Raw genomic sequence first — 22,140 nt, 5'->3', positions numbered from 1 at the left:
GAACGGCCGCCCGTCACCCTTCCTGTTTGCGCGGCAACAGGTAGATCACCGCGCCCACCGCGAACGCGATCAGCGCGGCGGCGATGTTCTGCCAGCTGGCACTGGCAAACAGCGCCAGGCACAGCACCAGCGCCAGGATCGGAATCAGCGGGCCGCCGGGCAGCTTCAATGCGCCGGGGCGGTCGCGGAAGCGCCGCGCCAGCACGATCACGGCTGCCGCCGTGCCGATATACGCAAACAGGCGCGTGGTCATCGACAGCAGCGCCAGCTGCACGAACGAGCCGGACAACGCCAGCACCAGCGCGATCAGCCCCTGGGTGATGATTGCCGCCGCCGGCGTGCGGAAGCGCGGGTGCACCTGCGCCAGCAGCTTCGGCCCGTAGCCATCGCGCGCCAGGGCGAACAGGAAGCGCGGGCCCATCATCATCGTGTTGCTGTTGGTGCCCAGGATGGAGATCGTCGCGCCCACCGTGAGGATCAGGGCCAGCGCCTCGCCGCCAAAGCCGGCAGCAGCATCGGCCAGCGGCGTGGCCGAATCGGCCAGGCCCGGCAGCGTGCCCTGCGCGATGAACTGCACCGCGCCGTAGATCACCGTCACCGTGATGATCATGGTGATCAGCGCGAACGGAATATCGCGGCGCGGATTGCGGTACTCACCGGCCGCGGCCGGGATGTTCTCAAAGCCTGCATACGCATACAGCAGCAACAACGCCGCCTCGCCCATGCGCTGCAGGTCGTGCGGGTCCGGGCGGGTGCCGGAGAAGGCCAGGTCGGTATCCACGTAGAACGCGCCGATCGCCACGAACAGCAGCAGCGGCAGCATCTTGCCGATCACCAGCACGATCCCGGTCCGCGCCGCCGAGCGCACACCGGCGACGTTCACCGCAGTCAGGAACCCCAGCGAGGCCACGATCACCAGCACCCGGCCCACATCGTGCCCGGCCCAGGGCCAGAACCGTGCCACCGCATCGGCCAGCGCGTTGCTCAACGCGGCCGCCGAACTGATCCGGGTCAGCCAGATCATCCAGCCGATCTCGAACCCGGCAAAGCGCCCGAACGCCTCGCGCGCATACAGGTAGCTGCCGCCGGGTTCATCGAAGTAACTGGCCGCCTGCGCGTAGCACAGCACCAGCAGTGCCACCACGATGCCCGCTGCCACCACGCCCCACAGGCTGAACGGCCCCAGCAACAACACCGTAGCGGCCGGCAGCAGGTAGATGCCGCTGCCGATCACATCGTTGATCGACAACCCCACGATCTGCCAGCGGCTGACCGCGCGTTCCAGTTGCGGTTCGGGCGCGGCGCTCATCGTGCGGCCTTCGGCAGGGCCGGTAGCTGCCAGTCCTGCTGCAGCCGCTGGTACTGCGCGCGCGGCAGCAGCACGAACACCGGGCGCTGGGCCGGGTCCAGCCAGGCCAGCAGGCCGCGCATGTGTTCGGGCTGCATCGCCGTGCAACCGGCGGTGGCCTCACCCGGCGTGCGCCACAGGTGCGCGAAGATGCAGCTGCCCCGGCGCGGCTCCGCGTTCGGGTTGTGCTCGATCACGAAGCCCTCGCGATAGCGCACGTCGCCCTTGTTGTGCAGGTCCAGCCGCATCGGTTCGGTGGAGCCTTCCACCGCATCGGCACCCACGACGTCGGCATCCACAATGCGGTTGTAGTACTTCGAATCCGGTACATCCATGCAGTAGCTGCTTTCCAGCATCGGCTGGTAGGGCATCGCGCTGGCCGCCTTCGGCGCATAGCCGAACGCCGGGCCGATCCTGAACATCCCGGCCGGGCTGCGGCCGTCGCCTTCCTGCTTCACCGGCTCGCCCGGCTGCTGCGGCCCACTGCCGTTCGGCGCGGGCGCTACGCCCACGCCCCAGGCGCTGCCGTTGCGGCCCACCGACACATCGAATGCGGCGCCGTGCGGCTGCCAGCCCTGCGCCGTGCGTGCATAGGCCTGCAGGCGGCCCTGGGTGGCATCCCAGCCGTCGGTGGTGACCACGATCATCTGGCCGTTGTCCAGCAGCGGCGTGGCCACGGGGGTGAGTGCCGAAGCGGGCAGGGCGCTGGCAACCAGCACGGTGGCAAAGGCGGTACGCAGCAGCGACAGCATCGGGTGCACTCCGGGAATCAGGTGTCGATCAGGTGTTCGATCCGTTCCAGGTTCACCCCGAGCTGGCGGTGGCGGTCCGGGTTGGCGTGGCAGAGCAGCACGAACACGAAGTCCAGCAGCGACTGCAAGGCAGAACGGTACAACAGTTGCGCCACGTGCGGCGCCGGATCGTGCGCGCACACCACCAGCGCGCCATCGGCGTGCGCGCGCAGCGGGTTGGCGCTGTGCCGGGTGATCGACACCACCTTGCCGCCCACGTCCTGGAACTGGCGCGAGAGCTGGAACAGCTGCGGCAGCTTGCCGAATTCGGAAAACACCAGCAGCACATCGCCCGGCCGCGCCGCCGAGAGGTTGGCCATCATCAGGATCGGGTCGGCGTGGTGCACCGTAAGCATGCCCAGCAGCGACAGCCGCATCGCGAACTCGCGCGCGTACAGGCCATCGTCGCCCAGCCCGTACACGAACAGCTTGGGCGCGCCGTCGATCAGCTGCACGATCGCTTCCACGTCCGCCTGCGGGTTGGCCAGCCGGGTTTCCTCGTCGGCCGCGGTGCGGCTCAGGCGCAGGCGCTCGGCCAGCTGGTCGTAATCGTTGCCCGGCGCGGCGGCCGGCGGGCCGGCGGCCGGATCGTTGCCGGCGCGGGCCACGGCCTGGCCGATGGAATACTTCAGGTCCGGGTAGCCCTTGAAACCCAGCTTCTGGCTGAACTTGACTACGCTGGACTGGCTGATGCCCAGCGCGCTGGCCAGCTGCTGCGACGAGTAATCGCGCAGCAGGTGGGCATTGTCGAGGATGAAATCGGCGATGCGGCGTTCGATCGCCGACATGTGGTCACGCTCGGAGCGGATTTTCACCAGAGGCGGCATGGGGTCATCAAAAAGGGGACGGGGGACGTTACCAGCGCGGCGGCTTGATCATCTCCAACCCGCGCACCTCGGTGATGCCCAGCCCGGGCGCATCGCTGATGGTGATCTCCGACTCGTTGAAATGTACCCCGCCGGTGACCGGATTGAACTGCCCCAGCGACGGGCCGTCCAGGTCCACCTTGGTGATGATCCCGCTCTTGGCCACCGCCAGGTGCACGGCCGCCGCCACGCTGATGCTCGATTCGATCATGCAGCCGATCATGCACGGCACCCCGTAGATGGCGGCGATGTCGGCAATCCGGATCGCGTTGGACAGCCCGCCGGTCTTCATCAGCTTGATGTTGATGATGTCGGCTGCGCGCTGCTGGATCAGGTCGAACACCTGGCCGGGGTTGAACACGCTCTCATCGGCCATCACCGGCGTGTTGACCCGGTCGGTCACGTACTTCAGCCCGCTGATGTCGGCCGCCTTCACCGGCTGCTCCAGCAGCTCCAGCACCACCCCGGCTTCTTCCAGCGTGCGCATGGCGTGCACCGCCTGCTTGGCGGTCCAGCCCTGGTTGGCATCCAGCCGCAGCAGGGCGCGGCCCTGCACGGCGGCGTGGATCGCCTTCACCCGCTCGATATCCAGCCCGATGTCCTTGCCGACCTTGATCTTCAGCGACTCGAAGCCACGGTCGATCGCCGACAGCGAATCGGCCACCATCTTGTCGATGTAATCCACGCTGATGGTGATGTCGGTGGTGATCACCGGGTCGCCCCCGCCCAGCATCTGGTACAGCGGCGCCTTGTGCAGCTGCGCCCACAGGTCGTACACCGCGATTTCCACCGCCGCCTTGGCGCTGGTGTTGCGCTCCATCGACGACTGGATCAGCGCGCAGTTGCGGTTGAGTTCGGCCACGTCCTGGCCGACCAGGCGCGGCTTGATGAAGGTGTTGATCGCCTCGATGATCGAACCGTGGGTATCGCCGGTGATCACCGCCGTGGCCGGCGCCTCGCCATAGCCGGTGTGGCCGGTGTCGGTGCGCACCAGCACCACCACGTCTTCCACCGTATCCACGGTGCGCAGTGCGGTCTTGAACGGGGTTTTCAGCGGCACGCGCAGCATGCCAAGTTCAATGTCGGTGATTTTCATCAAGGAGTCTGGGGCCGGATGCGCTGGATGTTGGTGATGCGGTCGATGTAGCTCACGGTGTCGCTGGCCATCATCGGCTGCAGCGGAGTCACCGAAACGCCGTTGAGGTGGGCCTGCACGCGATTGCCGTCGTGGCCGAACCAGCTGCCGCCGGCGGTGTCGTGGATCATCCACGTCTGCCCGTCGAGCTGGCCGATGGTGACCATCACATGGCCGGGAATGTAGACCAGGTCACCCACCTGCAGCTGCTGCACGGCCGCGTCGCGCCTGGCCTTGCCGTCCTTGTCGCTGAAGGCGATGCGGTCCAGCGCCGGGCTGATCGCCTGCGCGCTGGTATTGCGCGGCACCAGCACGCCGAAGCTGCGGTAGATCTCCGAAACGAAGCCGCTGCAGTCGCGCGTGTCATAGGAATGGCCCCAGCCGTAGCGCTCGCCCAGGAACTTGAACGCCTGGGTGAGCACGTTGCGTGGGGTCAGGGGCAGGTAGTCGCTGGCGGTGTCCTGCGAACGCGGCAGCAGCGCCGGCACCAGCGCCAGCGTGCCATCAGCATTGCGCACCGGCAGCTGCACCACGTGCGCGGCGTGCGCCTGCTGGCCGTTCACGGTCTGGTTGAGCGGCCAGTCGGCCAGCACCGGCACGCGCACGCCCATCTCCAGCTGCAGCCGCGATACCCGCGGTTCTTCCGGGGTGAATGCGGTGAAGGCGGTGGCGCCGGTCACCACCCGGTAAGGACCGTGCTGGCCGTAGCCGAACACGGTGTCCGCGCTGCCAATGCCAACGAAGCGCTTCTCAATCCACGCCGAATAGCGCTCGCTGGTGACGAACAGCCACTGGCCGTCGGCGCTTTCATGCAGCACCGCCACCGCGTCGCCGGGGAACAGCGCCGATTCCTGGAAGCGGTCGATATCGGTATCGCCCTGCGCGGTGAACACCCGCAGCGCGGTGGGGAACGCGCGCAGTGCCGCGCGGTGGGTCACCAGCCCGTACTGCAGCGGGCGCTCGGCGGGAATGGCCGCCAGGGCCAGGTTCGCCTCGATGGCGGTACGCGCAGTGGCGGGAATCGGCTGCTCGTCTTCGCCGAACAACGGCTTCGTCGGCCAGCGCGACAGCGCCTGGATGTCGGCCAGCACCCGCGCACGCGTCAGCTGGGCGGGGAGCGCGCGCAGGTCATGGATGGAGTCGTCTTCAGCGCGCATCCGCGTGTTCTGCGCGGCAATGCCGGCGCGATCCAGGATCACCCGGTCGGCATCGGGCAACCGGGCCGCCCAGAACGCCGGGTCGAGGTAGGCCTCGCGCAACCCGGTCACGCCGCCGAATGCCGCCGGCGGCGCAAAGGGCGCGTCGGCCCAGGTCGCGCCGGCGGGCAGCAGCGTCAGCGCCACCAGCAGGGCGCGCGCCAGCCACGCAGGCCGCGCGGGGCGGCGGGGGGAAGCCTGGATCATGGAGCGGTCACCCTCCTCGAAAGCGTCAGGAATATTTATTCCTTTTTCCAGCGAAAGCAAGAATAAATTATTGACCACCTGTCAGGCCCGTGTTACACAGCGATTACCACCTGCACCTTGGGAAGTGTCGCCGTGGATCTGCCCGTACGCAAACCGCGTTCTCCTGCCTCGACCTTCGCCCGGCGCGCCGCAACGGCGTGCCTGCTGCTGGGCATTGCCTCGGCCGGGGCGCAGGGTCCGGCGCTGGATGCGGTGGTGGCGCAGATCGACCACGGCGACTTTGCCGCTGCCGATGCCCGCATCGCTGCGGCCATCAACGACCCCGCGCTCAGCGCAGACGCACGTGCCGCCTATGCGTTCCAGCGCGAGCGGATGCGCCGCATGCGGCTGGACTTCATCCTGGACGCGGCCGCCGCGAAGGCCCTGGTGCGCAAGCAGATCCCCGACCTGCGCGATGACGAGTTCGCGCGCTGGGATGCCGCCGGCCTGATCGAACATCTTGATATCGACGGTGAGCGCCGCTACTTCAAGCGCGCGCCGGCCAACCTGTTCCGGGTCAGCGCCGAAGCCAAGGCACGCCGCGCACCCAATGTCCCACTGCCGGTGGATGGCCCGTACGAGAATCTCGCCCCGCACCATGAAGAAGTGATCGCGGCGGCCAAGGCCAGCGGCACCCGCAGCGTGGTGCCGCGCCGTGTGGAAGTCACCCAGTCGATCACGGTCAAACCCGATGCCGTGCCCGCCGGCGAAATGCTGCAGGCATGGATTCCATACCCGCGCGCCATTCCCGGCCAGCAGGAAGACATCAGCTGGATCGGCCCCAAAAGTGGCGCAGTGATCGCGCCCGAAGCAGCCCAGCAGCGCACCGTCCACCTGCAGCAGAAGGCCGTGGCCGGCAAGCCGACCCGCTTCGAGATCCGCTACGCCGTCACCGTCTACGCCCGCCACATCGAGATCGATCCGGCCAAGGTGCTGCCCACGCCGGCCGATCCCGCATTGCAGCCCTACCTGGCCGAACAGCCACCGCACGTGGTGTTCACCCCGGCGTTGCGCGCGTTCTCGCAGCGCGTGGTCGGCAATGAAGCCAACCCATACCGCATCGCCCAGAAGCTGTTCGACGCGGTGGACCAGATCCCGTGGGCCGGCGCCCGCGAATACTCCACCATCTCCAACATCAGCGATTACGCCCTGCACGCCGGCCACGCCGACTGCGGCCAGCAGACGCTGCTGCTGATCGCGCTGCTGCGCCTCAACGGCATCCCCGCGCGCTGGCAGTCCGGCATGGTCTATTCGGACGACGCGGTGGGCTACAACAACCTGCACGACTGGGGCGCGTTGTACCTGGCCCCGTATGGCTGGGTGCCGATGGATGTCACCACCGGCCGCCTGCAAAGCGCCGACCCGGCGCTGCGCGACTTCTACTTCGGGGGGCTCGATGCCTACCGCATCGCCTTCAACGACGATTTCCAGCAGCCGTTCCAGCCGGCCAAGCAGCACCCGCGCTCGGACACCGTGGATTCGCAGCGCGGCGAAGTCGAATGGTCCGGCGGCAACCTGTACTTCGATCAATGGAATTACGACTTCCAGTCGCACGTGGTGCCTGCCACACCGCGGTAGCACCCCACCGTTGGTGGGGTGATCAACATTAATTTTTCACCCTTGAAGGAGAGAGCAGGGAATGAAAGCGAACGGTTTGAAGCGGGCGGCGCTATGCGTCGCATTGGGTGCGTGTTTCGGCAGCGTGCTGCCAACGGTTGCATACGCACAGGCAGTCAGCGGTGCGGTGGCCGGCCGGGCCAGCGCCGGTGACCAGGTCACCGTGGTCAGCAACAGCACCGGCCTGACCCGCACCGTCACCGCCAGCGCCGATGGCAGCTATCGCCTCGGCCAGCTGCCGGTGGGCGATTACCAGCTGCAGCTCAGCCGCGACGGCCAGAAGCTCGGCGACCCGGTGGCGGTCAGCGTGGCCATTGGCGGCACCACCACGGTGAACCTGGCCAGTGGCGGCGGCGTGGTCAACCTCGACGCCCTGCAGGTGATCGGCACGCGCGTGGTCAACCGCGTGGACGTATCCACCACCGAAACCTCGTTCAACGTCAACCGCCAGGAACTGCAGCGCCTGCCCGTGGCGCAGGACCTCAGCGCGGTGGCGCTGCTGGCGCCCGGCGTGGTTGGCGGCAACTCCACGTTTGGCGGCCTGTCCTTCGCCGGTTCGTCGGTGGCCGAAAACGCGGTGTTCATCAACGGCCTCAACGTCACCGACATGTACACCCGGCGCGGCTTCTCCAGCGCACCGTTCGCCTTCTTCAGCGAGTTCCAGGTCAAGACCGGGGGCTACTCGGTGGAGTTCGGCCGTTCCACCGGCGGCGTGATCAACGCGGTGACCCGTTCGGGCAGCAACGAACTGCAGGGCGGCGTGGAAGTCACCGCCGAACCCAGCGCGTGGCGCTCCAGCGGCCGTGACCATTTCCACCGCGACGGCACCGCGCATTCCTATGCCAGCCGTGACGACAGCTCGTTCTTCAAGACCAACGTCTGGGGCTCGGGTGCACTGGTGCAGGACAAGCTGTTCCTGTTTGCCATGTACGAAGACCGCAATGACCATGGCCACAACACCTCCAATGACGCCCTGACCTGGTTCAAGAACGAAGCCAACAACGGCTTCTGGGGCGCCAAGCTCGACTGGAACATCACCGACAACCACAGCCTGGCCCTGTTGGCGTTCTCCGACGAAGGCGATGTCACCAACGGCTCCTACAACTATGACTGGGACGAGAACCAGATCGGTGGATGGGGCGGCGATTCGGTGACCGAAAGCGGCGGCCGCAACTACTCGGCCACCTACACCGGCCACTTCGGCGAGAACTTCACCGCCCGCGCCATGGTCGGCCAGAACAACCAGCGTGCGTTCACCAGCTCCTCGCTGGACGAAGCCTGCAGCCCGGTGTTCACCGACCCCAGTTATGCCTCGCGCCTGGGGCAGCTCAACGGCCTGCGCCCCGGCTGCCACCCGACCGGCGCTGCCGTGGCCGAACGCGACGACACCCGCGACGTGGCCCGCCTGGACTTCGAATGGCAGCTCGGCCGCCACCTGCTGCGCTTCGGCGTGGACCGCGAGCTGATGACCACCGAGCAGTCCACCCGTTACCCGGGCCCGACCCAGCTCAGCTACACCGCCTATGTAGCGCGCCCGGGCGATGAAGTGTGGGATGGCGCCAACGCCTTCGTGCCGCCGGGTGTCACCGAGATGCTGCGCGGGCGCAACCGCGTGTCCGGCGGTACCTTCGAAACCGAAGCCAACGCCTTCTACCTGGAAGACATCTGGAACGTCACCAACAACCTCATGCTCAACCTGGGCGTGCGCTGGGACCGCTTCGAGAACCGCACCGCCGATGGCAACGCCTTCATCAAGATGGACGACCTCATCGCACCGCGCGTGGGCTTCTCCTGGGACGTGAAGGGTGATGCCACCACCAAGCTGTTCGGCAACGCCGGCCGTTACTACCTGCCGGTGACCAACAACATCAACGTCAACTTCGCCGGCGGCCTCACCGACGAGTACTCCTACTTCGTGTTGAACGGCTGGCAGCAGCAGGCCAACCCGGTCACCGGTGCGCCCTACATGGCACCGATCATCGGCCAGCAGATCGGCCCGGTGGATACCCGCATGAACACCGGCGCGGCCGACCTGCGCCAGAGCGTGGACCGCGACCTCAAGGCCGTGTACCAGGATGAATACATCCTCGGCTTCCAGAGCATGATCAACCAGGCCTGGTCGTGGGGCGTCAACGCCACCTACCGCACCATGGACCGCGCACTGGACGACATGCGCCTGAACTACACCCCGTGCGGTCCGACCGGCACCACCCTGTGGCCGATCGCCAACCCCGGCGAAAGCCTGACCATCTGGGGCGACTCCAGCATCGGCTGCACCACCGAAGGCTGGATCACCATCGATACCGCCAACAGCGGCTACCGCAAGGGCGGCAGCGGTGAAGTGGTGGGTTACTCCAAGCCCAAGCGTACCTACAAGGCTCTGGAATTCCAGATCGACCGCGCCTGGGACGAAAAGTGGCTGTTCAACGCCTCCTACCTGTGGTCGCGCAGCGACGGCAACTTCGAAGGCCCGGTCAACTCCGATACCGGCTACGGCGACACCGGCATGGTCCAGCACTGGGACCACCCATCCAACAACGAACGCTATGGCGTGCTGTTCAACGACTTCCGCCACCAGTTCAAGCTGCGCGCTGCCTATGCGCTCAATGAACAGTGGTCGTTCGGCACCACGCTGCAGGTGCAGTCCGGTGGCCCGGTCACCGCCTTCGGCGTGATGTGGCCCAACGACACCGTGGCTGGTGGCAGTACCTCCAACGAAAGCGGTGGCGGCGGCACCGGCTGGCTGTGCGTGGCCAACTGCTCCGGCCCGTACGACCAGCGCCAGTTCGAATACACCCCGCGCGGTGCCTATGGTCGCCTGCCGTGGACCTGGACCATGGGCGCCAATGTCACCTGGCGCCTGCCGGTGGAAGGCATCGACCTGAGCGCCCGGCTGTCGGTGTTCAACCTGTTCAACAACCAGACCGTCATCAACGTCCACCAGCGTTACGAAGCCCAGCCGGGCCAGTACCGCGAGAACACCTTCAACACCGGCACGCGCTGGCAGGCCCCGCGCTACACCCAGCTGATGGTGACCTGGAACTTCTGATCGACAGCGCGGGGGACGGCAGGACCGTCCCCCGCCGATACGGTAACCATGCACACGCCTCCGTTCCGATCCACAACGCTGCTGCTGTCCCTCGCCCTGGCGGCCGCATTGCCTGCGTCAGCGGCCGGCCCGTCCCCGTTCACCGCGATGCTCGACAGCACCGTCGAACACCACCACCTGCCCGGCATCGCCATGGCGGTGGTCGACAACGGCCAGGTGGTATTCACCGGCACGCGTGGCGAACGCCGCGCTGGCAGCGGCGAGCCGATCGACGCCGACACCCTGTTCAAGATCGCCTCCAACAGCAAGGCGATGACCGCCGCAGTACTGGCGCGGCTGGTCGACCGTGGCCTGCTCGCCTGGGACGACCCGGTGACCAAGTACCTGCCGCAGTTCCGCATGCACGACCCGTGGGTCACCCAACACATGCAGGTCCGCGACCTGCTCATCCACAACAGCGGGCTCGGCCTGGGCGCGGGCGACCTGATGCTGTGGCCCGAACCCAATGCGTTCACCCGCACCGACATCATCGCCGGCCTGGAGCATCTCAAGCCGGTCACCAGCTTCCGCAGCGGCTACGCCTACGACAACCTGATGTACGTGGTGGCCGGTGAAGTAGCGGCCGCCGCCGGGGGCAAACCCTATGACCGGCTGCTGCGCGAGGAAGTGTTCATCCCGCTCGGCATGACCCGCTGCCAGGCGGGCACGTGGTCGGTGGCGAAGGTGGGCAACGTGGCGCAACCGCATGCCCGGCGCGGGAGTGGCAACGTGGTCGTCAACGCCGACGCCGACATCGCCCCGGACCTGGCGTCGATGGCCGCCGGCGGCATCCGCTGCAGCCTGCGCGACATGACCCGCTGGATGCAGGTCCTGCTGGATCCCACGCGGGTGCCCGGCTGGCTCAGTGAACCCCAGCGCCGCGCGCTGTGGACCGCGCACATGCCCATGCCGCTCGGCGAACGCCAGCGCCGCTGGGACAACGCGCACTTCTCTGCCTATGGCTACGGCTGGCGCCTGTCGGACATGGACGGGCAGTGGAAGGTCGCCCACACCGGCACGCTGTCGGGCATGTATTCCTCGCTCGCGCTGCTGCCGGACCGCAAGGTGGGCGTGGTGATCCTGATCAACGGCGAAGGCGAGGATGCGCGCACCGTGCTGATGCAGGCCGCGCTGAAGCACTACACCGCCCCGACGCAACGACAGACCGTTGCCGGTTACACCGAACAGCTGCAGGCCGAACGAACCCAGCGCCGCACCACCACCCACGCGCTGCCAGACACAACCGCCCGCAAACCCGCCGGCGTCGCCGCCACCGCGCAATGGCAAGGCCTCTATCGCGACCCTTGGCTGGGCCAGGCGCGCCTGTGCCCTGAAAACAACACCCTGCGCTTCAGCGTGGACAAATCGCCCACACTGCGCGGAACCGTGATGCAGCTCGATTCCCGCTGGCTGGTGCAGTGGGATACCCTCGGGGCGGATGCAGAACCCTGGCTGCAGGTGGAGCCGGGCACCCCGCCGACGCTCCGCCTGAGCGCGATCGATCCGGATATCGACTTCAGCTATGACTACCAGGACCTGCACTTCACCCGCATCGGCCATTGCCCTTAGCCTGCTGCTCGCCCTGGCCGCGCCCGCGGTGGTGTCGGCCCAGCCGGTCCACATCGCCCTGGTGCGCACCGCCGAACAGGCCGGCCTGGTCGACATCACCACGCTGGCGCCGGATATCAAACTCGACATGCGCTACGCCGGCGCCAACAACTTCACCGGCCGCCCGGTGCCCGGCTACGAAGCACCGAAGTGTTTCCTGCTGCGCCCGGCAGCGAAGGCGCTGGCCGAGGTGGAAGCCGGCCTGCGCGCCAATGGCTACGGCCTGCAGCTGTTCGACTGCTACCGCCCCGCACAATCTGTGCGGGCGTTCGTGGACTGGGCCAACGACCCGCTGGAGCAGTCGCGCAAGGCGCAGCAGTACCCCAGCCTCGACAAACCCGCGCTGCTGGGCGGCTATATCGCCGAAACCTCCGGCCACAGCCGTGGCGCCACCGTCGACCTGGGCCTGCTCGACTGCCGCAGCGACCCCTGCAGCGTGGTCGACATGGGCACCGATTTCGACTTCTTCGGGCCGCGCGCGCATACCAACGCGCCCGACATCACCCCCACCCAGTACCGCAACCGCCAGACCCTGCTGCAGGCCATGCAGCGCCAGGGCTTTGCCAACTATCCGCAGGAATGGTGGCACTTCACCCTCACCCCCGAGCCCAGCCCGACCACCGCCTTCGACGTGCCGGTGCGCTGAGCCCCTGCGTCCGGGCGGCGCGCCGCTACAATGCGCGCTCCCCCAACGCCCGGACCACGATGAACCTGCCGCTGCACTTTGGATTGCTGGGCACGCTGGAAGCCGGGCTCATCGCCCTGCTGGTCGGCCTGCTGGTGTACGCGCTGTGGCACCGGGTGTGCCGTTGGGCGGGCTGGTCCGACGGGCATGCCATTGGCTGGGCCTGCGTGATGTCCGTGGTCGCATCCGCCGGCATCGATGCCTGGAACCTGTTCTACATGGGCATGATGCGGCTGGAGTCGCCGCTGTATGCACGCCTGTTCCTGGCCACCATCCACGATCCGAACGAACTGGGCTCGCGCGTGGTGATTGAAGTGGCTGGTGCGCTGGGCGGTGTTGCACTGGGCTGGCTGATATTCAGTTCCCGCTCAGGCGAAAAAAACGCCAGCAACCCCTGAGTTTTCGTTCGCATCCGGTTAAATCCGGGCCCATTGAATGATCGTCTTACCAACCGCTCACCTGCGCGTAACCGCAGGGGTAACGGAGCGCTGCGCGCGTGTGGTTAAGACGGCGTGCGCAGGCCGGTTGCAGGGCAAGGTCGATTCACAAACGGGGTGTCAGTGTGGGGCCGTGCGGAAAACAACGAGCCGCGCAACATCCCACAAGGAGACCACCCAATGACTATTCGCAACCGCAAGCCCCTGATCGCCCTGATCGTCGCCGCCGGCAGTGTTCTGGCCATTCCGGCGATGGCACAGACCGCACAGCAGAGTGCCGCGCAGGCCCAGACCCAGGCCGCGCAGGCCCAGCAGTCGGCGGCCCAGGCAGACCAGGCGGCAGATGCGGCCACCGGCGCGGCCGCCCAGGCCTCGGCGCAGGCCGGCGGCGGTGGCGGCCAGACCTGGGCCAGCGTCGATACCGACGGTGACGGCGCCATCAGCAAGACCGAGGCCCAGGTGAACGCAGGCCTTGCCCAGGTGTTCGACCAGGCCGACACCAACAAGGACGGCAAGCTCACCCCGGACGAGTACAAGGCCTACGTCGCCGCCCAGCAGGGCGCCGCAGCCGGCGGCAACGCCGCCCCGGGCCGCTGACCACGCAACTGCCTGAAACCGCTGGACAACGGTGAATGGCCTGGAAGGGCGGCTTGGGCCGCCCTTCCTTCTTTTTCGCTTGGTATCCTTGCCCGATGATGACCTCCATGCCCGCGCCCACCGGCGCCATCGGTCTGGTCGGTTTTGACGGTGACGACACGCTGTGGAAGAGCGAGGACTATTACCGCAAGGCCGAGCAGGATTACCTCGACATCCTGTCGCGCTACATCGACGTGCACGACACCGCCACCGCGCGCCACCTGCTCGAAGTGCAGCAGCGCAACCTCGGCGTGTTCGGCTACGGCGTGAAGGGCATGACCCTGTCGATGCTGGAAGCGGCCATCGAGATCACCGAAAAGACCATTGCCGCACGCGACCTGCAGCTGATCCTCGACATCGGCCATGACACCCTGCGCCACCCGGTGGAGTTGATTGATGGCGTGCGCGAGTCCGTCGCCGAAATCGCCCGCGACTATCCTGTGGTGCTGATCACCAAGGGCGACCTGTTCCACCAGGAGGCCAAGATCAAGGTGGCCAACCTGCGTGACCTGTTCCCGCGCATCGAGATCGTGTCCGAGAAGGATCCGGAAACCTACGCGCGCGTGCTCGAAGAGTTCGACCTGCCGATGGAGCGTTTCGTCATGGTCGGCAACTCGCTGCGCTCGGATATCGAACCGGTGGTCACCCTGGGCGGTTGGGGCATCCATACCCCGTATGCAGTGACCTGGGCGCATGAAACCCAGCATGGCGTGGCCGCCGATGAGCCGCGCATGGTCGAAGCGGCCACCGCGTTCGACTGGCCGCAGGCCCTGCGCGCCATTGAAGCCAAGGCGGCGGGCGGCTGAACCGGTGAAGCGCCTGCGCCTGCTGCTGGTTGCCCTGCTGCTGTGGCTGCCGTTGCTGGCGGCCGCGCAGCAGACCCCGGAAAAATCCCAGGCTTACCAGGTCCACACCGGTGACGCCTGGGTTGATGACCAACTGCAGGACATCAACCACTACGCCGAGCGTTACCCGGAGAGCTTCCTCGACGAGGTAGCGCGCTACGCCAGTGTCCCGCGCGATTACATCGCCGCGCTGTTCTACACCCATGGCTGGCAGGCCGGCGACATCTACTTCGCCTGCTTCTGGGCCAAGGCCACCGAGCGCTCCTGCCGGGACGCCGTGCAGGCCTGGTCGCGCTTCGTGCCCGACGAAGGCGAAGACAAGCGCTGGGCCGACGTGGTGACCAACATGCCGGTCACCCCCAGCAACACGCATTGGCGCACCCTGCGCCACGCCATCGTGGCCAGCCACGACCACTGGGACCGCCCGGTCACCCTCGACGCCACCCTCAAGCGCCAGCTCGGCGACCGCGCCCAGCGCGACAAAGCCGCTGCAGAAGCCGAAACCAAACGCGCCCGCTGACTCTCCAGGTCCCATCTGCGCCGGACTACATGAACTTCGGCGGGGACGGCTCCTGCTCCGCTCGTCGGTCATGCGTTACCGGGTGTTGACCCGTTATCGGCGGTCGTTTGGGAACCAACCCTACCCATCCATGCATCGCGTGGGGCACTCCCCCCAATGCTGCTGTGCACCTCGCCCGGTACGGCCCACCTCGGCGACAATGGGCACCTGCTGTTTCCCGTGATCCGTTGCCGAGTACGTAATGAGCGCCGACCGTTTCGTTTCACCCGACGATATCCGCAGCCTGTTCGCCCAGGCCATGTCCACCATGTACCGCACCGAAGTGCCGCTGTACGGCACCCTGGTCGACCTGGTGGCCGAGATCAACGATGCCGTGCTCACCGACAACCCGGCACTGGCCGAGCAGCTCGAGCGCAATGACGAACGCGGCCGCCTGGCGCAGGAGCGCCACGGCGCCATCCGCGTCGGCACCGCCGAAGAGCTCGCCACCCTGGGCCGCCTGTTCGCCGTCATGGGCATGTACCCCATCGGCTACTACGACCTCTCCGTGGCCGGCGTGCCAGTGCATTCCACCGCCTTCCGCCCGCGCACCGCATCGGCGCTGGCCGCCAACCCGTTCCGCGTGTTCACCTCGCTGCTGCGCCTGGAACTGATCGAAGACGAAGCCCTGCGCGACGAATCCGCGCGCATCCTCGCGCGCCGCCGCATCTTCACCGATGACGCGCTGGCGCTGATCGAGCAGGCAGAGCGCGAAGGCGGCCTGGACCAGAACGATGCCCGCCGTTTCGTGCTGGCCGCACTGGAAACCTTCCGCTGGCACAGCGATGCCACCGTCTCGCTGGCCACCTACGAGGCATTGAGCAACGCCCACCGCCTGGTGGCCGACGTGGTCAGCTTCCGTGGCCCGCACATCAACCACCTCACCCCGCGCACGCTGGACATCGACGCCGCGCAGGCGGGCATGCTCGCCCGTGGCATCGATGCCAAGGCCGTGGTCGAAGGCCCGCCGCCGCGCCGCTGCCCGATCCTGCTGCGCCAGACCAGCTTCAAGGCGCTGGAGGAAACGGTGAACTTCCCCGATGGCGAAGGCGCCGATGCCGGCACCCCACACCGCGCGCTTCGGCGAGATTGAACAGCGTGGTCTGGCCCTCACCCCCAAGGGCCGCGCGCTGTACGACCAGCTGCTCGCCCAGGCCCGCGATGCCGGCGGCGCCGGCAGCACCGGGCAGGATTACCCCACGCGCCTGGCCGCAGCGTTCACCGCCTTCCCGGACGACCACGACACCCTGCGCCGCGAAGGGTTGGGCTACTACCGCTACGCCCTCACGGACGCCGGCCGCGCCAACCCGGCCGCCGTGGGCGACCTGCCGGCCGAAGCGCTGGTGGCAGCAGGGCTGGCCAGTGCGGACCCGATCGTCTACGAAGATTTCCTGCCGGTCAGTGCCGCGGGCATTTTCCAGTCCAACCTCGGCGGCGAAGAACAGCGCGCCTATGCCGCCCATGCCAACCGCGATGCGTTCGAGCAGGCATTGGGCATGAAGGTAGAGGACGAGTTCGTGATTTACGAACGCCTGCAGCAGGAATCGCTCGATAGTCTGCGAATCTAATTGGCAACGGCATGCGCCGGTAGGGTCGCATCCCAATCGACGATGTGCATGGATGCACGAGTGGTGCGGCCGCAGGACGCGGAGGAGCACCACCGCCGTGGAATTTTCCGCGTTCGGTTGTGGCATGACCTCCGGCGGGGACGGCGTTTGTTTTTGCCCGGGGTCATGCGTTACCGGACATTGCATAGTTATCGGCGGTCGTTCGGGAACCGACCCTACCATCGCGAACAAAAAACGCCGGGAAATCCCGGCGTTTTTCGTTGCATCATCTCAGGCCTTCATCGTCCCCGTATCCAACCACCGCTGGTGCCACGACAACGCTTCCGGCAACAGGTGCGGAGTGTGCTTACCGTAACTGTCCCGGCTGGCCCGCTCGAAATAATCATTGAGCTGGTCGCGGAAATCCGGATGCGCGCAATTATCGATCACCACCCGCGCACGCTTGCGCGGTGGCAACCCACGCAGATCCGCCAACCCCTGCTCGGTCACGATCACCGACACATCGTGCTCGGTGTGGTCCACATGGCTCACCATCGGCACGATCGCCGAAATGGTGCCGTTCTTGGCCGTGGACGGGCTCAGGAACGCCGACAGGAACCCATTGCGTGCGAAGTCACCCGAACCGCCAATGCCGTTCATGATCCGCGTGCCCATCACATGCGTGGAATTGACGTTGCCGTACAGATCCACCTCGATCATCCCGTTCATGCCGATGCAGCCCAGGCGGCGCACCAGCTCCGGGTGGTTCGAAATTTCCTGCGTGCGCATGATGATGCGCTCGCGGTAGAAATCGATGTTCTCCTTGAACGTCTCATTGGCCTGCGGGCTCAGTGCGAACCCGGTGCACGAGGCATAGCTCAGCACCCCGTCGCGCAGCAGGTCCAGCATGCCGTCCTGGATCACCTCGGTGAACGCGCTGAGGTCGCGGAAGCCGCTCTTACCCAACCCTGCCAGCACCGCATTGGGAATATTGCCCACGCCGCTCTGCAGCGGCAGCAGGTTGGCCGGCAGGCGCCCGCGCGCCACTTCGTGCTGCAGGAACTCGATCAGGTACGCCGCAATCTGCTCGCTGGTCGCATCGATCGGGCTGAACGGGCTGTTGCGGTCCGGGCCGTTGGTGCGCACCACCGCCACGATCTTGTCCGGGTCGCAGCGCAGCGCCGTTTCACCGATGCGGTCGTTGCCGTGCACCAGCGGAATCGGCTTGCGGTGGGGCGGCAGCGCCGTGCCGTAGTAGATGTCGTGCATGCCGTCCACGCCGGCCGGCTGCCATTCGTTGACCTCGACGATCACCTTCCTGGCCAGGTCCAGCCAGGTCTTGTTGTTGCCCACCGAGGTGGAGGGCACCAGCGAACCGTCTTCGCGGATCGCCGAGACCTCGATCACCGCCGTATCGATCTCGCCATAGAACCCGAACCACACATGCTGGGCCACGTGGCTGAGGTGGATGTCGATGTAGTCCAGCAGGCCGGCGTTGATGCGGTTGCGCGCGTCCGGGTCGCTCTGGAACGGCATGCGCATGGCGATGCCATCGGCCTTGGCCAGCGCGCCGTCCAGTTCCGGCGCGGTGGAGGCGCCGGTCATCAGGCTGATCTGGAAGGGCAGGTTGTCGGCGTGGAAGGCCTCGATGCGCTGGGCCAGCGCCACCGGCACCGCCTTGGGGTAGCCCGAGCCGGTGAAACCACTCATGGCCACCGTTTCGCCCGGCTGGATCAGCGCGGCGGCGGCTTCGGCAGATACAACGCGAGCGCGCAGGCGCGCGTCGGCAATGCGATCAACGGACATGACGACTACGTTTTGTGGGGGATATTCATTATCCGCCATCGCACCAGCGTCCCGGGTGCGACCAAGGTGGAATGGCGTTCTCCCGGTATATGAGGTCCTATTCAGTTAAATGAGGGCATCTGTACCCGCCAGTATTGTTTTGCAGTGCAGCGTGCAACTTGTTCGCGGAGCCTAGAAGATCGCCCTGCATCCCGACGTGGGGGAGGGAGCAGAGCCCGCTGGCAGTTCGCTGCAAGCGGGCTTTTTTATGTCCAGAATTTGGCAGGTGCCCTATTCATTCACGGGAACACCACGGTGTGCTCGCCCTGCGGTAGGGTCGCATCCCAATCGACTGCCGTGGCGCCGCCCGCGTTCGATGGGGCATGACCTCCGGCGGGGAAGGCGTTTACGTTGTCCAACGGTAATGCGTCACCGGGCGTTGACCCGTTATCGGCGGTCGTTTGGGAACCGACCCTACGCCCGCGCCGCATACACGGACCCCCACACGCACCGTGCCATTCGGGTGCCGCGTGCGGCCCCATGCATAATCGCCTTATGCCGATTTCCGCCGACGCCGTTCCCGCCGCCCTTGTCCCGCTTGTCGACCGCGCGCTTGCGCGTCTTGCGCTCAGCCTGAACGACTCAGGCAACTGGCCGCCGCCGGAACCGGTCCTCGCCAAGCTCCGCCTGCTCGCCATCACCAGCGACTTCGCCCTCGACACCCTGTGCCGGCAGCCCGCGCTTCTGTCGCAATTGACCCAAACCGACTGTCCGCCGCTGCCGCTCCCGGAACTGGATCCCCAGCAGCCGGCCGACTGGCCGGCGCGCCTGCGCCGCTACCGCACCGCCTGCTCCACCCGGCTGATCTGGCGCGACCTCGAAGGCCTCGACGACGTGCCCGCCACCCTGGCCGGTGCCACCCGCCTGGCCGAGGAATGCCTGGCGCTGGCCCTGGCCGCGCTGGAACAGGAATTCGCCACCCGCCACGGCGTGGTCCGCGCCGCCGATGGCAGCACCCAGCAGCTGGTGGTGTTCGGCCTCGGCAAGCTGGGGGGCGGCGAACTCAATTTCAGTTCCGACGTGGACCTGGTCTACGCCTACCCGCAGGGCGGCGAATCCGATGGCCCGCGCCCGCTCGCCGCCGAGGAATACTTCGCCCGGCTCGGCCAGCGCCTGGCGCGCCTGCTCGATGAAACCACCGTGGACGGCTTCAGCCACCGCGTCGACCTGCGCCTGCGCCCGTTCGGCAGCGCCGGCCGCGTAGCGCTGTCCTTCGCCGGCATGGACCAGTACTTCCAGCGCGAAGGCCGCGATTGGGAACGCTACGCCTGGCTCAAGGCGCGCGCCGTGGCGGGCGACATCGCCGCCGGTGAAGCCTGGCTGCAGACCCTGCGCCCGTTCGTCTACCGCCGCTACCTCGACTTCACCGCGCTCGACGGCCTGCGCGAAATGAAGGCGGCCATCACCGCCGAAGTCTCGCGCCGCGACATGTTCGACGACATCAAGCGCGGCCCCGGCGGCATCCGTGAAATCGAATTCCTGTCCCAGGCCCTGCAGCTCATCCGCGGTGGCCGCGAAGCCAGCCTGCGCGAGCGCCGCCTGCTGCATGCGCTGCCCGCCCTGGTCGCCTGCGGGCAGATGGCGCCGGAGGATGGCGCAGACCTGCTGCACGCCTACCGCTTCCTGCGCCGCCTGGAAAACCGCCTGCAGATGCTGCGCGATGCCCAGACCCACGCGCTGCCCACCGACCCCACCGACCGCCTGCGCATCGCCTGCGGCCTGGGCTACGCCGACTGGGACGCGCTGCTGGCCGCGCTCGATGTGCAGCGCGACCGGGTCAGCACCGAGTTCGCCGCGCTGCTCGCCCCGCGCGCCGGCCAGGCCGCCCCCGATGCGCTGGCCAATTACTGGCGCGGCCTGCCCGACAGCGGCGATGCCGAGGTGCTGGCCACCGCCGGCTTCCACGATCCCAACGGCGCCGACCAGTCGCTGCGCGACTTCGCCCAGTCACTCGGCGTGAAGTCGCTCAGCGACAACGCGCGCGCGCGCCTCGACCGCGTGCTGCCCGCGCTGCTGCACGCCGCTACGCGCTCGCCGCAGCCCGACGCCGCGCTCAAGCGCGTGCTGGGCCTGCTGCAGGCCATCCTGCGCCGCACCAGCTACCTCGCACTGCTCGACGAACAGCCCAGCGCACTGGCCAGGCTGGTGGACGTACTCGCCCGCAGCGCGCTGCTGGCCGAGCGCATCGCCGCCTACCCGCTGCTGCTGGACGAACTGCTGGACGTGCGCGTGTCCGGCCCGATGCCTGATGCCGTCGCCATGCAGGCCGAGTGCGATGCCGCGCTGGCCGTGGACGACCCCGAAGCCGCGCTGCGCCTGCTCAATGAAACCCGGCTTGCGCTGAGCTTCCGCATGGCCCTGGCCACGCTGGATGGCCGCCAGCGCGCCGTGGACAGCACCCGCCAGCTCGCCCAGCTCGCGCAGGCGGTGGTGGTCACCGCGTTGGCGATGGCCGATGCGGACATGCGCCGCGCGCACGGTGAAGTGCCGGGCGGGCGGTTTGCCATCATCGGCTACGGCAGCCTGGGCGGGTTGGAACTGGGCTTCGGCTCGGACCTGGACCTGGTGTTCCTGCACGACCACCCGGCCGACCAGGACAGCAGCGATGGCGCCCGCCCGCTCGACCCGGGCCGCTGGTACGCACGCCTGGCGCAGAAGGTGATGGCGCTGCTGGGCGCGGTCACCGCTGCCGGCCGCCTGTACGACATCGACGTGCGCCTGCGCCCGGATGGCGGCAAGGGCTCGCTGGTGTCCTCGCTGGCCAGCTACACCGAGTACCAGCGCGAGCGCGCGTGGACCTGGGAACACCAGGCCTTGGTTCGCGCGCGGGGCATCGCCGGTGACGCCAGCCTGCTGGCCGATTTCGAACGGATCCGTGCCACCACGCTGGCGCGCCCGCGCGAGCGCGAGGTGCTGTACGCCGACGTGGTGAAAATGCGCGGGCGCATGCGCACCGAACTGGACCGCAGCGACGCCGCGCGCTGGGATCTGAAGCAGGGCGCCGGTGGCGTCGTGGACCTGGAGTTCCTGCTGCAGACTGGCGTGCTCGACAGCGCCGGCACGCACCCACAGGTGCTGGAGCCGCGCGACACCCCCAGCCTGATCGACCAGCTGGCGGGCATCGCCTGGCTGCCCGGCGGCACGCGCGACGCGCTGCACGAAGCGCACGCCGCGCTGTTGGACGTAGGGTTGGCCTGCACGCTGGACAGAAGGCCGCGCCTGGCGGTCCTGACCCCCGCGTTGGAAGAAGCCCAACGCGTAATCAATGCCACCTGCGAAGCAGCAGAGCTACCCTTCGCCGATACCGGCGCAACCGGTAACGCATGACCCCGGGCAAAAACAAATGCCGTCCCCGCCAATGTTCATGCCGCAACCGATCGCGGGCAACGTAACGGCGGTCGATAGGGATGCGACCCTACCGCCGAATCTGGCGATGCGGCACGGGATACGTGCACTATCGCGGGCAATGCCGCATGGTCGGCAATCGGGATACGTGCACTATCGCGGGCAATGCGGCATGGCCTGCAATCGGGATACATGCACTGGTAGGGTCGGTTCCCAAACGACTACACGTATCGGTGCAACGTTCGGTAACGCATGACCCCGGGAAAAAACAAACGCCGTCCCCGCCGATGTTCATGCCGCAACCGAACGCGGGCAACGTAACGGCGGTCGATAGGGATGCGACCCT

At 67.4% G+C, this 22,140-nt stretch carries 15 protein-coding genes and 1 pseudogene; 10 read left to right on the top strand and 6 right to left on the bottom strand.

Features of this window, described 5'->3' with window-relative positions; translation table 11 throughout:
• Positions 1 to 13: 13 nt before the first annotated feature.
• Genes QE395_RS16480 through QE395_RS16460 form a run of 5 tightly spaced genes read right to left on the bottom strand, consistent with a single transcriptional unit; the run spans position 14 to position 5,543 of the window.
• Positions 14 to 1,309: an amino acid permease gene (locus QE395_RS16480; protein ID WP_093532984.1), complete on the bottom strand. Its 1,296-nt coding sequence runs from the start codon at positions 1,307 to 1,309 to the stop codon at positions 14 to 16.
• Positions 1,306 to 2,100, bottom strand: coding sequence for a L,D-transpeptidase family protein (locus QE395_RS16475; protein ID WP_306989966.1), 795 nt, complete (start codon positions 2,098 to 2,100; stop codon positions 1,306 to 1,308). The genes QE395_RS16480 and QE395_RS16475 overlap by 4 nt, the downstream gene beginning before the upstream one ends.
• A 17-nt stretch (positions 2,101 to 2,117) precedes the next feature.
• Positions 2,118 to 2,966 (bottom strand): MurR/RpiR family transcriptional regulator, encoded by an 849-nt coding sequence (locus tag QE395_RS16470; RefSeq protein ID WP_068848789.1) that lies wholly within the window; start codon positions 2,964 to 2,966, stop codon positions 2,118 to 2,120.
• A gap of 28 nt (positions 2,967 to 2,994) precedes the next feature.
• Positions 2,995 to 4,101 carry a dipeptide epimerase gene (locus QE395_RS16465; RefSeq protein ID WP_095364456.1) on the bottom strand — a complete coding sequence of 369 codons (1,107 nt, stop codon included), beginning with the start codon at positions 4,099 to 4,101 and terminating at the stop codon, positions 2,995 to 2,997.
• Complete coding sequence (locus QE395_RS16460; RefSeq protein WP_095364455.1) at positions 4,101 to 5,543, bottom strand: SH3 domain-containing protein; 1,443 nt, start codon at positions 5,541 to 5,543, stop codon at positions 4,101 to 4,103. The genes QE395_RS16465 and QE395_RS16460 overlap by 1 nt, the downstream gene beginning before the upstream one ends.
• 201 nt (positions 5,544 to 5,744) lie before the next feature.
• Between QE395_RS16460 and QE395_RS16455 the strand changes: the two genes are divergently transcribed.
• The 9 genes and pseudogenes from QE395_RS16455 to QE395_RS16415 all read left to right on the top strand — a co-directional run bounded on the left by QE395_RS16455 (position 5,745) and on the right by QE395_RS16415 (position 16,625).
• Positions 5,745 to 7,160: a transglutaminase domain-containing protein gene (locus QE395_RS16455; RefSeq protein WP_306990551.1), complete on the top strand. Its 1,416-nt coding sequence runs from the start codon at positions 5,745 to 5,747 to the stop codon at positions 7,158 to 7,160.
• A 61-nt stretch (positions 7,161 to 7,221) separates the two neighbouring features.
• Positions 7,222 to 10,248, top strand: a complete 3,027-nt coding sequence (locus tag QE395_RS16450) for a TonB-dependent receptor (RefSeq protein ID WP_095364454.1) — start codon at positions 7,222 to 7,224, stop codon at positions 10,246 to 10,248.
• 48 nt (positions 10,249 to 10,296) lie between these two features.
• A complete protein-coding gene (locus QE395_RS16445) occupies positions 10,297 to 11,856 on the top strand; it encodes a serine hydrolase domain-containing protein (RefSeq protein WP_095364453.1) in 1,560 nt (519 codons plus the stop codon).
• A complete protein-coding gene (locus tag QE395_RS16440; protein WP_095364452.1) occupies positions 11,810 to 12,541 on the top strand; it encodes a M15 family metallopeptidase in 732 nt (243 codons plus the stop codon). Before QE395_RS16445 ends, QE395_RS16440 begins: the two co-directional genes overlap by 47 nt.
• 59 nt (positions 12,542 to 12,600) lie before the next feature.
• Entirely contained in the window at positions 12,601 to 12,978 is a 378-nt protein-coding gene (locus QE395_RS16435) for a hypothetical protein (RefSeq protein ID WP_068848803.1), read from the top strand.
• Positions 12,979 to 13,197: 219 nt separating this feature from the next.
• Positions 13,198 to 13,614 (top strand): calcium-binding protein, encoded by a 417-nt coding sequence (locus QE395_RS16430; protein ID WP_095364451.1) that lies wholly within the window; start codon positions 13,198 to 13,200, stop codon positions 13,612 to 13,614.
• Positions 13,615 to 13,709: 95 nt separating this feature from the next.
• Complete coding sequence (locus QE395_RS16425; protein WP_093532992.1) at positions 13,710 to 14,459, top strand: HAD family hydrolase; 750 nt, start codon at positions 13,710 to 13,712, stop codon at positions 14,457 to 14,459.
• A 4-nt stretch (positions 14,460 to 14,463) separates the two neighbouring features.
• The gene (locus tag QE395_RS16420) at positions 14,464 to 15,018 is read left to right on the top strand and encodes a hypothetical protein (RefSeq protein WP_306989965.1); all 555 of its coding nucleotides are present in this window, start codon (positions 14,464 to 14,466) and stop codon (positions 15,016 to 15,018) included.
• Between the two features lie 241 nt (positions 15,019 to 15,259).
• Positions 15,260 to 16,625: pseudogene (locus tag QE395_RS16415) on the top strand (VOC family protein).
• A gap of 270 nt (positions 16,626 to 16,895) precedes the next feature.
• Here QE395_RS16415 and QE395_RS16410 read toward each other — a convergent pair.
• The gene (locus QE395_RS16410) at positions 16,896 to 18,410 is read right to left on the bottom strand and encodes an acetyl-CoA hydrolase/transferase family protein (protein ID WP_249833650.1); all 1,515 of its coding nucleotides are present in this window, start codon (positions 18,408 to 18,410) and stop codon (positions 16,896 to 16,898) included.
• A gap of 534 nt (positions 18,411 to 18,944) precedes the next feature.
• Here QE395_RS16410 and glnE point away from each other — a divergent pair.
• Positions 18,945 to 21,776 carry a bifunctional [glutamate--ammonia ligase]-adenylyl-L-tyrosine phosphorylase/[glutamate--ammonia-ligase] adenylyltransferase gene (glnE, locus tag QE395_RS16405; protein WP_306989964.1) on the top strand — a complete coding sequence of 944 codons (2,832 nt, stop codon included), beginning with the start codon at positions 18,945 to 18,947 and terminating at the stop codon, positions 21,774 to 21,776.
• Positions 21,777 to 22,140: the final 364 nt, after the last annotated feature.

It is taken from the genome of Stenotrophomonas sp. SORGH_AS_0282 (genome assembly GCF_030818125.1).
Lineage (GTDB): Bacteria > Pseudomonadota > Gammaproteobacteria > Xanthomonadales > Xanthomonadaceae > Stenotrophomonas > Stenotrophomonas rhizophila_A.
This window is presented reverse-complemented; position numbering and strand designations above follow the sequence as displayed.